The sequence below is a fragment of the Paraburkholderia sp. J67 genome (assembly GCF_905220265.1).
GTDB lineage: Bacteria > Pseudomonadota > Gammaproteobacteria > Burkholderiales > Burkholderiaceae > Paraburkholderia.
Genome location: NZ_CAJMZK010000002.1, coordinates 43,845 through 57,691 on the forward strand (window position 1 = coordinate 43,845; position 13,847 = coordinate 57,691).

Consider the following 13,847-nt stretch of genomic DNA (forward strand, 5'->3'; position numbering starts at 1 on the left):
TTTTCGAATTCCTCCGACGGACGCGGCATTTGAGACGGCGCTACCTTAGCGAGGTCGGCAGCATGCGCTGCTTCTTCTCTACGTCTCCATGAACCAGGAATCCGTCTCCACTGCGCCCGCCATGCTTGTCGAGGCGGGGCTTGCCGAGCATCGCGCGGGGCAGCTCGATGCCGCGCAGGCATGTTACGAACGCGCGCTCGCACGCGACCCCGGCTGTGCTGCGGCGTTGCACTATCTGGGCGTGCTCGCCATGAGCCGCGGCGACTTTGCCGGCGCGGCGGCGCTCATGGACCGCGCGCTCGCGCTCGCGCCGCGCGACGCCGAATGTCTGAGCAACCGCGGTGTCGCGGCTGCACGCCTGAGCGATCACGCTGGCGCGGCTGCGTTTCAGCGCAAGGCGATTGAGCAGGCCCCCGATTTCGCGAACGCGCACAACAATCTGGCCAACGCGCTGATGGAGCTGGCCGATTTCGCTGGGGCGGAACAGCACTACCGCCGCGCGCGCGTTTTGGAGCCGCAGTCTGGGCAATTCGCGTTCAATCTGGGGCGCGTGCTTGAAAGCGTGGGCCGCGCCGAGGAGGCTATGGCGCAATTTCGCGAGGCGCGCGCTCTCGGCGCCAACGACACACCGACGCTCATGCATCTCGGCAGGTTGCTGCGCGCCGCGCGCGAGCACGCGCAGGCTGCGGCTTGCTTCGAGCCGGTGGTGGCGCGCGAACCGAATAACGCGAGTGCGCATTTCGAGCTGGGCTATGTCTACGACGCCATGCACCGCTACGAGGAGGCGATTCCGCACTATCAGCGTGCCGCCTCGCTCAAGCCCGACGCTGCGGGCGCGGTGAACAATCTCGCGTTCGCCTATACGGCGCTCGCCCGCTACGACGAAGCTGAACACCACTATCGCGAGGCGCTGGCACTTAACCCCGGCTTGCCCGAATCGCAATTCCAGCTCGGCATGTTGCTGTTGCGGCGTGGTGAGTACGACGAGGGCTGGCCGTTGTTCGAAAACCGCAAGACCACCTCGTTCGGCAAGCCCAATTATCGCAAGCTGCCCTGCGCCGAATGGCAAGGCGAGCCGCTGGCCGGCAAGCGCTTGTTGATCGCACGCGAGCAGGGTGTGGGCGACCAGATCCAGTTCGTGCGTTACGCTGGGCCGATGGCGGCGATGGGCGCGCGAGTCGACGCCTGGGTCGCGCCGGAACTGGCGTCGCTGGCCGCGACGGTGCCGGGCGTCACGCGCGTGTTCGACGCCGCGCCGGACGACGAAGCCATCGCCGCCGATTACGACTTTTGGTGCGACGTGATGAGCCTGCCGCTGAAATTTCCGGGTCAGCCAATCTACGCCGCCACGCCCTACATGAAGGCGGATCCGGCGCAGACGGCGAAATGGCGCAAGCGCCTGGTTTCGCTGGCGGGCGGCGACGCTGTCGGGGATGCGAGTACGAAGCGTCGCATCGGCCTTGTGTGGGCAGGCAATCCGCGCCATCACTTCGACGCGTTTCGCTCGGTGCCGCTCACGACCTTGCAGCCGCTCGCCGTACTCGGCGGCAATGCCTGGTTCGCGATCCAGAAGGGACCGGGCGCCGCGCAACTGGCCGATGTGGCGGGCCGCTGGCCCCTGCACGCGATCGGCGAGGAACTGCACGATTTCGCCTGCACGGCCGCGCTGATCGAGAATCTCGACCTCGTCATTACCGTCGATACCTCGGTCGCGCATCTGGCGGGGGCGCTGGGCAAGCCGGTCTGGGTGCTGCTCGCGGCGCAGCCCGACTGGCGCTGGGGGATGGAGCGCGACGATTCGGTCTGGTATCCATCGGCGCGGGTGTTCCGGCAGACCACGCTCGGCGACTGGAGCGGCGTGCTGGCGGCGTTGCAGCAGGCCTTGAGCGAGCCGGCCAGATAGGGCAGACGCCCGGGCAAGGGCAAGCGCCGCAATGTGCCCGGAAACACGCTGGTCGCCAGAAATCCACTGCACCTGCGCCAGGCGGGCGCGCGCGGGCCTAGAATGCGGACTTCTCATCCATTCCCTCGTCCCGCATGGAACTCAAATGGCTCGAAGACTTCGTTTCGCTCGCGGAAACGCATAGTTTCAGCCGCTCCGCCGAGCTGCGCCACGTCACACAGCCGGCCTTCTCGCGCCGTATCCAGGCGCTCGAAGCCTGGCTCGGCACGGAATTGATCGATCGTTCGGTTTATCCCACCCGGCTGACATCGGCGGGGCAGGTGTTCTACGAGCAGGCGCTCGCGATGCTCTCGCAGTTCCACGAGGCGCGCACGCTGCTGCGCGGCCACACGGCCACGCCTGAGGCCACCATCGAGTTCGCGGTGCCGCACACGCTCTCGCTGACCTACTTTCCGCGCTGGCTTCAGCGCATCGAAGCGAAACTCGGCCGCATCCACACGCGCCTGCGCGCGCTCAATGTGCATGACGCCGTGCTGTCGCTAGTCGAAGGCGGTTGCGATCTGGTGATGGGCTATCACCACCCGAGCCATCCGGTGACGCTCGATCCGGCGCGCTACGACACGCTCACGCTCGGCATCGAATCGATCAGCCCGTATTCGGCGCCGCAGCGCGCGGGCCGCGCGCGCTACACCTTGCCCGGCACGCCCGACGCGCCCACGCCTTACCTCTCGTACACGCCGAACGCGTACCTCGGCCGGATGACCGAGGTGATCGTCGCGAATGCGCCGACGCGGCTCTATCTGGACCGCGTCTACGAAACCGACATGGCTGAAGGCCTCAAGGCGATGACGCAAACCGGGCATGGCATCGCCTTCCTGCCGCACAGCGCGGTGGAGGAGGCTGTCGCCCAGGGCAAGCTGATCCGGCTCGACCGCGGCACGCGCGGCGCGCCAGAGGGCCAGTTCACGCTCGATATGGAGATTCGCCTCTATCGCGACAAACTCGCCGCCCAGGGCGACGATGCCCGCGAGGCGCTCGTGCGCGCGCTGTGGGATGCGGTGAGCGAGGAAATCGCACGCAGGTAGGGCGGCTCGCGTTCGAACGCCCCATAACCAGACCGATCGACGAACACGAAGCAGGGTTGCGCGAGCAGCCGTGCCGATTGCGCATTGCTGTTTTGCGTGCGTCGTAACAATGGTTGCCGTGCGAACGAACAGACGGCTTCATGCCCGTCTACGCCCGCAACATAAGGCAACTCGCAAGACTGAACGCGACACGCTTTTTCGATTTTCTTCACGTTATGCACCAAATGCATAACGTGATGATCAAACGGCATTGGCCTTCGTGTGGGCGTTTTCTGACAATTGCACCACTTGTTCGATCGCTTGGAGCGTTCATGTCTTCCCAATCGCAGTCTGCAGTGTCTTCGGTTCCTTCCTACCTTCACGCCGACGCGCTCGGCCCGTGGGGCAACTACCTTCGCCAGGTTGACCGCGTCGCGCCGTACCTCGGCTCGCTGTCGCGCTGGCTCGAAACCCTCAAGCGTCCGAAGCGCATCCTGATCGTGGACTGCCCGATCGAACTCGATAACGGCACCGTCGCGCACTTCGAAGGCTATCGCGTGCAGCACAACGTGTCGCGCGGTCCCGGCAAGGGCGGCGTGCGTTATCACCAGGACGTTACGCTGTCCGAAGTGATGGCGCTGTCCGCATGGATGTCGGTGAAGAACGCTGCCGTGAACGTGCCGTACGGCGGCGCTAAGGGCGGTATCCGCGTCGATCCGCGCACGCTCTCGCGTGGTGAACTCGAGCGCCTGACGCGCCGCTACACCAGCGAAATCGGCATCATCATCGGACCGAACACCGATATTCCTGCTCCGGACGTCAACACGAACGAGCAGATCATGGCGTGGATGATGGATACCTACTCCATGAACCAGGGCCAGACGTCCACTGGCGTCGTGACCGGCAAGCCGATCTCGCTGGGCGGCTCGCTCGGCCGTCGCGAAGCCACGGGCCGCGGCGTGTTCGTCGTCGGTTGCGAAGCGGCGCGCCGCAAGGGTATGTCGATCGAAGGCGCACGCATCGCCGTGCAGGGCTTCGGTAACGTCGGCGGCATCGCTGCGCGTCTGTTCCAGGAAGCAGGCTCGAAGCTGGTCGCGGTGCAGGACCACACGGGTTCGCTCTACAAGTCGACCGGTATCGACGCTGACGCACTGCTCGAACACGTTGCGAAGACGGGGGGCGTGGCAGGCTTCGCCGGCGCCGACATGCTGAGCAACGACGAATTCTGGACGATCGAAACCGACATCCTGATTCCGGCTGCGCTGGAAAACCAGATTACGGAAAAGAACGCGGGCAAGATCCGCACGAAGATCATCGTCGAAGGCGCAAACGGCCCGACCACGACGGCCGCCGACGACATCCTCCACGACAAGGGCATCCTCGTGATTCCGGACGTGGTGGCGAACGCGGGTGGTGTGACCGTTTCGTACTTCGAGTGGGTGCAGGACTTCTCGAGCTTCTTCTGGACCGAAGGCGAAATCAACGAGCGTCTCGAGCGCGTGATGCGCGAAGCGTTCACGGCGGTCTGGCAAGTGTCGAGCGAGCAAGGTGTCTCGATGCGTACTGCGGCGTTCATCGTGGCATGTAAGCGCATCCTGATGGCGCGCGAAATGCGCGGTCTGTACCCCTGATCGCGCTGATCGAAGCGCGGCGCGCGGCATGCAAGATGCTTGCGCGGGAGCGGTAGAGAAGCGGTAAAAATTGCGTCATCGGTTAAGTGCTGATGACAGACGGGCGGTCCCCACAAGGGACCGCCCGTTTTTGCATTTGGGCCTTGAAAAAACGTATGAAAATGAATAAGTAAGTGCGCTCCGCGATGCGCCGTGCAAGCTTGCCGTGCGCGCAAACAACGCCAGGGTCCGCCTTTATTCTTTCAATAAAATTACTTTGCTACACTGCCCTCGATCCATGCCAAGAAGGAGATCACAGATGAAAATCAAAAAGGCCGCGCTTGTTCTCGCCACCCTCGGTCTGGTCGCCGCCGGTGCACACGCGCAGGACTCCGGGACGCTGAAAAAAATCAAGGACACGGGCGTCATTTCGCTGGGCCACCGCGAGTCGTCGATTCCGTTTTCGTACTACGACGACAAGCAGAATGTGATCGGCTACTCGCAAGACTTTGCGATGAAGATCGTCGAAGGGGTGAAGCAAAAGCTGAATATGCCTAACCTGAAGGTCAAGATGGTCCCGATCACGTCGCAAAACCGCATTCCGCTCGTGCAGAACGGCACGATCGACATCGAATGCGGCTCGACGACCAACAACGCCGAGCGTCAGCAACAGGCCGCCTTCACGAACACGATCTTCGTGATCGGCACGCGCCTCATGACGAAGAAGGATTCGGGCATCAAGGATTTCGCCGACCTCAAGGGCAAGACCGTCGTGACGACGGCGGGCACCACCTCGGAACGTCTGCTGCGCAAGATGAACCAGGACAAGAACATGGGCATGAACATCATCAGCGCGAAGGACCACGGCGAGTCGTTCATGACGCTCTCCACGGGCCGCGCGGTGGCGTTCATGATGGACGATGCGCTGCTCGCGGGCGAGCGCGCGAAGTCGAACAATCCGGGCGATTTCGTGATCGTGGGCACGGCGCAATCACGTGAAGCGTACGGCTGCATGCTGCGCAAGAACGACCCCGAGTTCAAGAAGGTCGCCGACGACGCCATCGCCAAGGTCGAGACCTCGGGCGAAGCCGACGCGATCTACAAGAAGTGGTTCGAATCGCCGATTCCGCCGAAGGGTCTCAACCTGAACTTCCCGGAAAGCGACGACATGAAGGCGCTCTACAAGAGCCCGAACGACAAGGCTATCGACTGATTCCGGCTCTCGCCTGAACAGCGTGTAAAACAGAACGGAAGAAGCCAGGCTTCTTCCGTTCTTTTTGTTGGAGTCTCTTCATGTCCTATCACTGGAACTGGGGCATTCTGCTCAGCCCGGTCTCGACGGGCGAACCCACCACCTATCTCGGCTGGCTCATTTCGGGCCTTTGGGTGACGGTATCGGTGTCGCTGTGCGCGTGGGTGATCGCGCTCATCGTCGGTTCGTTCTTCGGCGTGCTGCGCACTGTGCCGAATCGTTTTCTCGCGGGCGTCGGCACGGTCTACGTGGCGATCTTTCGCAATATCCCGCTCATTGCGCAGTTCTTCATCTGGTACTTCGTACTGCCGGAGCTCGTGCCGCCGTCGCTTGGCAATGCGTTCAAGCAGTTGCCGCCAGGTGTGCAGTTCTTTTCGGCATCGGTGATCTGTCTGGGCCTCTTCACTGCCGCGCGCGTGTGCGAGCAGGTGCGCTCGGGCATCAATGCGCTGCCGCGCGGTCAGCGCGCCGCCGGTCTCGCGATGGGCTTCACGCAGTGGCAGACGTATCGCTACGTACTCCTGCCGGTGGCGTATCGCATCATCGTGCCGCCGCTCACGTCCGAATTCCTGAATATCTTCAAGAACTCGGCGGTGGCGTCCACCATCGGCCTGCTCGATCTGTCCGCGCAGGCGCGCCAGCTCGTTGACTACACGGCGCAAACCTATGAGTCGTTCATTGCGGTCACGCTCGCCTACGTGCTGATCAATCTGATCGTCATGACGTTGATGCGCTGGGTCGAAGCGAAGTCCCGGTTGCCCGGCTATATCGGAGGCAAGTGATGCATCATTTCGACTGGAGCGGTATTCCGGGCGCGCTGCCTACTTTGTGGACCGGCGCCATCGTCACCTTCAAGATCACGGCCTGCGCGATCGTCGTGGGGATTCTGTGGGGCACGCTGCTCGCGCTCATGCGGCTGTCGGGCGTGAAGCCGCTCGAATGGTTCTCGAAGGGCTACGTGACGGTATTCCGCTCGATCCCGCTCGTGATGGTCCTGCTGTGGTTCTTCCTGATCGTGCCGCAGGTGCTGCAGAATCTGCTGGGTCTGTCGCCCGACATCGACATTCGCCTGGCCTCCGCCATGATCGCGTTCTCGTTGTTCGAGGCCGCGTATTATTCGGAGATCATTCGCGCGGGGATTCAGGCGGTGCCGCGCGGGCAGGTGAACGCCTCGTTCGCGCTCGGCATGCGCTACGGCCAGGCCATGCGCTACGTGGTGCTACCGCAGGCGTTTCGCGCGATGGTGCCGCTGTTGCTCACGCAGGCCATCGTGCTCTTTCAGGATACGTCGCTCGTCTACGTGATCAGTCTCGCCGACTTCTTCCGCACTGCCGCCAACGTTGGCGATCGTGACGGAACGATGGTCGAGATGGTACTGTTCGCGGGCGCATGCTATTTCGTGATCTGCGTGATCGCGTCGAGCCTTGTGAAAGGACTTCAGAAAAAGGTCGCAAGATGATTTCAATTAAGAACGTTTCGAAGTGGTACGGCCAGTTCCAGGTGCTGACCGACTGCACGACGGAAGTGAAGAAGGGTGAAGTGGTGGTGGTGTGCGGGCCGTCGGGCTCGGGCAAGTCCACGCTCATCAAGACCGTCAACGGACTCGAGCCGTTCCAGCAGGGCGAGATCCTCGTGAACGGCCAGTCGGTGGGCGACAAGCGCACTAATCTTTCGAAGCTGCGCGCGAAGGTGGGCATGGTGTTCCAGCACTTCGAACTGTTCCCGCATCTGTCGATCACCGAAAATCTCACGCTCGCGCAGATCAAGGTGCTCGGCCGCGGCAAGGACGAAGCCACGCAGAAGGGCCTGAAACTGCTCGACCGCGTGGGCCTGCGCGCGCACGCCGATAAATTTCCGGGGCAACTGTCGGGTGGTCAGCAGCAACGCGTGGCGATCGCGCGCGCGCTGTCGATGGACCCGGTCGCGATGTTGTTCGACGAACCCACGTCGGCGCTCGACCCCGAGATGATCAACGAAGTGCTCGACGTGATGGTGGAACTGGCCCAGGAAGGCATGACCATGATGTGCGTGACGCACGAAATGGGCTTCGCGAAGAAGGTCGCGCACCGCGTGATCTTCATGGACCAGGGCGCCATTGTCGAAGACGACCGCAAGGAAGACTTCTTCGCCAATCCGAAGTCGGATCGCGCGAAGGATTTCCTCGCGAAGATCCTGCACTGATCTCGTTGCGAGCGCCGCCGTTCTCAAAACGCGGCGCGCGCAACGAAAAAGCCGCGCAGCCCATCGGGCTTGCGCGGCTTTTTGTTTTCAGCAGTAGAAGCGATTGTTTGCCCCGTTTATTCGCCCCAGGTCTGCAAGGCTGCGACGGCTTCCGGATCGACTTCGCCCGGCTGCGCGCACGGCGCAACGCGCGAGGCGCTGGCGGATGCGTCCGTCGACGGGTTCTTCAGCTTGTCGAGCACCTTTTGCGGCACCGGCACGCGGGTCTGCGCGATCACCTCGCCGTGCTGGAACATCAGCAGATCGCCGGGGGCGAAGCGGGTCCAGACTTCGTTGTCGGTGAGCGGGGCCGTGGCGATCACGGCTACGCGGTCTTCGGGCGTGGTGTACTTCGCGAAGTCGATCGAGACGTCGGCGTCCACCAGATGCGCGGTCGAGAACGGCCAGCGGCGCACCAGATAGTGCAGATGGGTCGAGCAGTGCGCGAACAGCGCCTGTCCGTTCGACATCAGGAAGTTGAACACGCCGAACTGCGTGATCTCGCGCGTGAGCGATTCCAGCGTGGCGAACAACTCGTCGAGCGGCGGCTGCGAACCCGGAAACGCCTTGCGCAAACCTTGCAGCAGCACGCAGAACGCGCGTTCGCTGTCGGTGTTGCCGACCGGCTGATAGATGTCCGACAGCACCGGATTGAAATCCTGCAGATCGCCGTTGTGCGCGAAGATCCAGTGGCGGCCCCAGAGTTCGCGCTGGAACGGATGGCTGTTTTCCAGCGAGCAGCTACCCTGGGTGGCCTTGCGGATATGCGCGATGGTGTTGCGCGACTTGATCGGGTAGCGCTTGACCATCTCCGCGATGGGCGAGCGGGCCGATGCTTCGTTATCGATGAACAGGCGGCAAGCCTTGTCCTCGAAGAAAGCGATGCCCCAGCCGTCGGCGTGGTGGTCAGTGGCGCCGCCGCGCGCCGCGAATCCTGTGAAGGAGAACGTGACGTCCGTCGGCGCGGCGCAGTTCATTCCGAGAAGTTGGCACATGGCGCGTATCTGATGCTGTGGTACTACGGGCGAAGCGGGGCTTGTGACCCGGTACAATGATGATTTTCCAAGCATATCACCGGGCTGCGGCGCGCCAATACGAAATTTGTCGGATGCTTTCCCGCTCTGCGCGAAAGCGCCCCGGCAAAGCGTTCGCGCCGGGCTGGCGGCAACGCGGCTGTCGTGTGCGCGCGACGCCCGCCTGATTGTCCCGCTGTTCGTCCCCGCTGTTGCTTGAAGTCGATCCCACCGCGCATCACGTATCAGACTAGCCATGAACGCTCCCACCCCCACGACTCTCACGCTCGCCCGTCCCGACGACTGGCACCTGCACGTGCGCGACGGCGAGATGCTCGCCGCCGTGCTGCCGCATACGGCGCGCCAGTTCGGCCGCGCGATCATCATGCCGAACCTCAAGCCGCCGGTCACGACGACCGAAATGGCCGCCGCCTACCGCGAGCGCATCCTCGCGGCGCTGCCGGCCGGCGTGAAGTTCGAGCCGCTGATGACGCTGTATCTGACCGACAACACGCCGGCCGAGGAAATCCGCCGCGCGAAGGCGAGCGGTTTCGTGCACGGCGTGAAGCTGTATCCGGCGGGCGCGACTACCAACTCGGACGCGGGTGTGACCGACATCCGCAAGTGTGCGAAGGCGCTGGAAGCGATGCAGGAAGTGGGCATGCCCTTGCTCGTGCACGGCGAAGTCACGAGCGCCGACATCGACCTGTTCGATCGCGAGAAGGTCTTCATCGACCGCGTGATGACGCCGCTGCGCCGCGATTTCCCGGCGCTCAAGGTGGTGTTCGAGCACATCACGACCAAGGACGCCGTCGATTACATCCGCGCCGATAGCGCAGCGCCCGGCCTGCTGGGCGCGACCATCACGGCGCATCACTTGCTGTACAACCGCAACGCGATCTTCCAGGGCGGCATCCGTCCGCATTACTACTGCCTGCCGGTTCTCAAGCGCGAGACGCACCGCGTGGCGCTGGTGGAGGCGGCGACTTCGGGCGATGCGCGCTTCTTCCTCGGCACCGACAGTGCGCCGCACGCGAAGGGCCTGAAGGAGCATGCCTGCGGTTGCGCGGGCTGCTACACGGCGCTGCACGCACTCGAGCTTTATGCCGAAGCGTTCGACAACGCGGGCGCGCTCGACAAGCTCGAAGGTTTCGCGAGCTTCTATGGCGCGGACTTCTACGGCCTGCCGCGTAGCGCCGAGACGGTCACGCTGCGTCGCGAGGACTGGACACTGCCGGCGGAGATCCTGGCGGGCGACGTGCCTGTCGTGCCGCTGCGTGGCGGTGAGACGATCGGCTGGAAGCTGGTTTGAGCGTGGCGACGCCCGGCGTGTCGACGCCCGGCGTAGCGTCGGGCGAAGCGATCGATGCGAGCGCATCGAAGCCGCAGAAGGCGCCGCGCCGGAGTCTGCCAGAAGGCAGTTTCGTCGATATCGACTGGGCGCACCCCTGGTTCGCCCAGCACGAAGCGCGCGGGCGTCGCTGGCAGCAGGCTGCGCTCGCGGGTTACGCGCGCTATCTGGAAGAACTGAATGCCGATGCGCGCGAGGCTGGCCATCGTACGGGCCGCGGCCAGCCGCTGCACTTTATCGCGCAAGACGATTTGCCCGAGGGCGCGTCCTACGAAGGGCATATCTGCGCAACGGGCGGTGTGCCCACGCGCCATAACCTCCACGACTTCTTCAATGCGCTGCACTGGTTCGCGTTCCCGCGGATCAAGGCGACGCTGAACGCGCGCCAGGCGGACGCGATCGACGTGCTGGGCGTGGGCCCGACGCGCGGCGGCGTGCGCGACGCGCTCACGCTCTTCGATGAAAACGCGGTGTTGTTCGCGAGTGCCGACCCCGCGCTCACGCAGGCGCTACGGGGCTTCGACTGGCGTGAACTGTTTGTCGCGAAGCGCTCGCAATGGGAAGTCGCGTTGGGACAAACGCAAGGCACGGCGCGCTGCGAAGTGCGCGTATTCGGCCATGCGCTGCTCGAAAAGTTGATCGCGCCCTATGCGGCTTGTACGGCGCATGCGTGGGTAGTCGACGTTCCGCAGGAATACTTCGCGTGGCCGCGTACGCAGCGCAACGCCTGGCTGGACGAGGCAGTGAGCACAGCGCTCGCAGCCGATGGGGACCTGAGCGGTCGCAGTTTCTCGCCACTGCCGGTGCTGGGTATTCCGGGCTGGTGGCAGGCCAACGCCGCCCCGGCGTTCTACGACGACACGACGGTGTTTCGCCCCGGTCGACGCCATCGCTAACGTCTGTTCTGGCGCGCATTTTCGCTTGCGGCAGCGAGGGGCGACGTGGGCGCGACCCGGTCGGGCGTGCTAAGATCGCGCCTCGCAAAGCAGGCCAGGCAGTCGCGGCCCCGAGATTTCGGTCGAGGGGGCGAGGAAAGTCCGGACTCCACAGGGCAGGGTGATGGCTAACGGCCATCCGTGGCGACACGCGGAACAGGGCAACAGAGAACAGACCGCCGATGGCCCGATTTCGGTCGGGATCAGGTAAGGGTGAAACGGTGCGGTAAGAGCGCACCGCGTCTGCGGTGACGTAGACGGCACGGTAACCTCCACCCGGAGCAATTCCAAGTAGGCAGGCGCGCATCTTCGGGATGCAGGATGGGGCCCCCATTCCGTCTGCGGGTAGGAAGCTTGAGCGCGTCAGCAATGGCGCGCCTAGAGGAATGGCTGCCACGCGCGGCGTGTCTTCGGACGCGGCGTGTGCACAGAATCCGGCTTATCGGCCTGCTTTGCAGCCTCATTCATGTAAAAAGCCGGCGCGGTTCTTCAAGAACCGCGCCGGCTTTTTCTTTTCTCGCTGGCTTGAGTGCCGCTGCCTTACGCCGCGACGATCTCGAACGTGTGCGTGATCTCAGCCGTCTTGCCGATCATGATCGACGCCGAGCAGTACTTGTCGTGCGACAGGTTGATTGCGCGCTCGACCGTCGCCGGGTTCAGGTTCTTGCCCGTCACGGTGAAGTGGAAGTGGATCTTCGTGAAGACCTTGGGGTCTTCGCTGGCGCGTTCGGCCTTGAGCGTCACGTTGCAGCCGCTCACTTCCTGACGGCTCTTCTTCAGGATCAGCACCACGTCATAGGCCGTGCAGCCGCCGGTGCCGAGCAGCACCATTTCCATCGGACGCGGCGCCAGGTTGTGGCCGCCGCCTTCCGGGGCGCCGTCCATGTTGACGAGATGGCCGCTGCCCGTTTCGGCTGCGAATGCCATGCCATCCTGACCCATCCAGCTCACTTTGCATTCCATGCGTTTGCCCCTGCGCAAATTATCTCGATTCAGCCGGCATTGTAGCCCGCGTCCTACTGGTATGTCCGGGCGGACATGGCGCATGCGAACCATACGCTTCGCTTGAATGTTGCGACGCGACAGTCTGGGCGCAAGGGTGGTTTTCGTCGCGCAATTAGGGCTTTTGCTCTAGAGGCGACGCGGCGCTTGTCGAGGCTGATTGTGTATCTGCCTGATTTTTATATGAAATTCTGTGCGTCTTGGTTTATTTTTGAATTTCACATTATGATTTCGTCTTTCACGATGCAAATTCTCTTGCGTCGCACAAGGTCGATCCGTATAATTCATCTCATTGGTTGTCGTGCTTCACGACACCTCAGCATGTCTCCTCCACCCTCCTCCAAAGAGTGGATTAAGCCCGAGCAAACGCGCTTGGGCTTTTTTTCGTCTGTGCGTTTTACGCCGCCGCGCGTGCCACTCGCAGAAATTTTGACGCCCCCCTGAATTTCCCTTTATAATCCAAGGTTTCCCGCACCATGCCCGCGGGAAAACTGGGTTGTTCACGCAATCGCTCACTGCGACTGTGCGGAAACCCGGACCAGGGAGAGCCTGCGCCGGCGCCAACGAGCGTCATCACACAAGCAGGACCGAATCAGGGCACAGATATTTTTTGGATCGATCATGAAGACTTTTTCCGCCAAGGCACATGAAGTGCAGCGCGAATGGTACGTGATTGACGCGACGGATAAGGTTCTCGGCCGTGTCGCCAGCGAAGTGGCACGCCGTCTTCGCGGCAAACACAAGCCTGAGTTCACCCCGCACGTCGACACTGGTGATTTCATCATCATCATCAACGCCGGCAAGCTGAAGGTCACGGGCAACAAGACCACCGACAAGAAGTACTACCGTCACTCGGGCTACCCGGGCGGTATCTACGAAACGACGTTTGGCAAGATGCAAGAACGCTTCCCGGGCCGCGCGCTCGAGAAGGCTGTTAAGGGCATGCTGCCGAAGGGCCCGCTGGGCTACGCGATGATCAAGAAGCTCAAGGTCTACGCAGACGCAACGCATCCGCACTCGGCTCAACAGCCGCAGGCGCTCGAGATCTAAGGGGAGCCCACATGATCGGTAACTGGAATTACGGTACGGGCCGCCGCAAGAGCGCAGTCGCTCGTGTCTTCATCAAGTCGGGCAAGGGCGACATCATCGTCAACGGTAAGCCCATCGCCGACTACTTCTCGCGCGAAACGTCGCTGATGATCGTGCGTCAACCGCTGGAACTCACGAACCACGGCGCGACGTTCGACATCAAGGTGAACGTGACGGGCGGTGGCGAAACCGGCCAGGCCGGCGCAGTTCGCCACGGCATCACGCGCGCGCTGATGGACTACGACGCAACGCTGAAGCCGGAACTGTCGAAGGCTGGCTTCGTTACGCGTGACGCACGTGAAGTGGAACGTAAGAAGGTCGGTTTCCACAAGGCACGTCGCCGCAAGCAGTTCTCGAAGCGTTAATCTCGTATTACGCTTTGTGGTCCATGCGCTCCTCGCGGAGGCG

At 63.0% G+C, this 13,847-nt stretch carries 13 protein-coding genes and 1 other RNA gene; 12 read left to right on the forward strand and 2 right to left on the reverse strand.

The features are described 5' to 3' along the window. The first annotated feature begins 88 nt into the window (after window positions 1-88). From U5782_RS04195 to U5782_RS04225, 7 genes are all read left to right on the forward strand, one after another. Window positions 89-1,903: a tetratricopeptide repeat protein gene (locus U5782_RS04195; protein WP_322042579.1), complete on the forward strand. Its 1,815-nt coding sequence runs from the start codon at window positions 89-91 to the stop codon at window positions 1,901-1,903. 134 nt (window positions 1,904-2,037) lie between these two features. After that, the gene (locus tag U5782_RS04200) at window positions 2,038-2,988 is read left to right on the forward strand and encodes a LysR family transcriptional regulator (RefSeq protein ID WP_322042580.1); all 951 of its coding nucleotides are present in this window, start codon (window positions 2,038-2,040) and stop codon (window positions 2,986-2,988) included. 311 nt (window positions 2,989-3,299) lie between these two features. Then, on the forward strand, window positions 3,300-4,598 hold the full coding sequence (locus tag U5782_RS04205; RefSeq protein WP_321879475.1) for a Glu/Leu/Phe/Val dehydrogenase: 1,299 nt from the start codon (window positions 3,300-3,302) through the stop codon (window positions 4,596-4,598). A 298-nt stretch (window positions 4,599-4,896) separates the two neighbouring features. Beyond that, window positions 4,897-5,790 carry a glutamate/aspartate ABC transporter substrate-binding protein gene (locus tag U5782_RS04210; RefSeq protein WP_322042581.1) on the forward strand — a complete coding sequence of 298 codons (894 nt, stop codon included), beginning with the start codon at window positions 4,897-4,899 and terminating at the stop codon, window positions 5,788-5,790. 80 nt (window positions 5,791-5,870) lie between these two features. Next, window positions 5,871-6,611, forward strand: a complete 741-nt coding sequence (locus U5782_RS04215) for an amino acid ABC transporter permease (protein ID WP_322042582.1) — start codon at window positions 5,871-5,873, stop codon at window positions 6,609-6,611. Then, the gene (gltK, locus tag U5782_RS04220) at window positions 6,611-7,288 is read left to right on the forward strand and encodes a glutamate/aspartate ABC transporter permease GltK (protein ID WP_322042583.1); all 678 of its coding nucleotides are present in this window, start codon (window positions 6,611-6,613) and stop codon (window positions 7,286-7,288) included. The genes U5782_RS04215 and gltK overlap by 1 nt, the downstream gene beginning before the upstream one ends. Next, window positions 7,285-8,010 carry an amino acid ABC transporter ATP-binding protein gene (locus tag U5782_RS04225; RefSeq protein WP_322042584.1) on the forward strand — a complete coding sequence of 242 codons (726 nt, stop codon included), beginning with the start codon at window positions 7,285-7,287 and terminating at the stop codon, window positions 8,008-8,010. The genes gltK and U5782_RS04225 overlap by 4 nt, the downstream gene beginning before the upstream one ends. 116 nt (window positions 8,011-8,126) lie before the next feature. On the opposite strand, the gene U5782_RS04230 is transcribed toward U5782_RS04225, so the two are convergent. Further along, window positions 8,127-9,044, reverse strand: a complete 918-nt coding sequence (locus U5782_RS04230) for a class II glutamine amidotransferase (RefSeq protein WP_322042585.1) — start codon at window positions 9,042-9,044, stop codon at window positions 8,127-8,129. 274 nt (window positions 9,045-9,318) lie between these two features. On the opposite strand from U5782_RS04230, the gene pyrC reads away from it, so the two are divergent. The 3 genes from pyrC (at window position 9,319) to rnpB (ending at window position 11,806) form a co-directional block, all read left to right on the forward strand. Continuing rightward, window positions 9,319-10,374 carry a dihydroorotase gene (gene pyrC, locus U5782_RS04235; RefSeq protein WP_322042586.1) on the forward strand — a complete coding sequence of 352 codons (1,056 nt, stop codon included), beginning with the start codon at window positions 9,319-9,321 and terminating at the stop codon, window positions 10,372-10,374. Window positions 10,375-10,376: 2 nt separating this feature from the next. Continuing rightward, entirely contained in the window at window positions 10,377-11,309 is a 933-nt protein-coding gene (locus tag U5782_RS04240) for a DUF3025 domain-containing protein (RefSeq protein ID WP_415914258.1), read from the forward strand. Between the two features lie 86 nt (window positions 11,310-11,395). Beyond that, window positions 11,396-11,806, forward strand: an RNA gene (gene rnpB, locus U5782_RS04245) — RNase P RNA component class A. Between the two features lie 82 nt (window positions 11,807-11,888). On the opposite strand, the gene U5782_RS04250 is transcribed toward rnpB, so the two are convergent. Next, a complete protein-coding gene (locus tag U5782_RS04250) occupies window positions 11,889-12,311 on the reverse strand; it encodes an OsmC family protein (RefSeq protein ID WP_103702197.1) in 423 nt (140 codons plus the stop codon). A gap of 660 nt (window positions 12,312-12,971) precedes the next feature. Between U5782_RS04250 and rplM the strand changes: the two genes are divergently transcribed. Further along, on the forward strand, window positions 12,972-13,400 hold the full coding sequence (gene rplM / locus U5782_RS04255; protein ID WP_027816869.1) for a 50S ribosomal protein L13: 429 nt from the start codon (window positions 12,972-12,974) through the stop codon (window positions 13,398-13,400). 11 nt (window positions 13,401-13,411) lie between these two features. Further along, a complete protein-coding gene (gene rpsI / locus U5782_RS04260) occupies window positions 13,412-13,804 on the forward strand; it encodes a 30S ribosomal protein S9 (protein ID WP_322042587.1) in 393 nt (130 codons plus the stop codon). Window positions 13,805-13,847 lie beyond the last annotated feature (43 nt).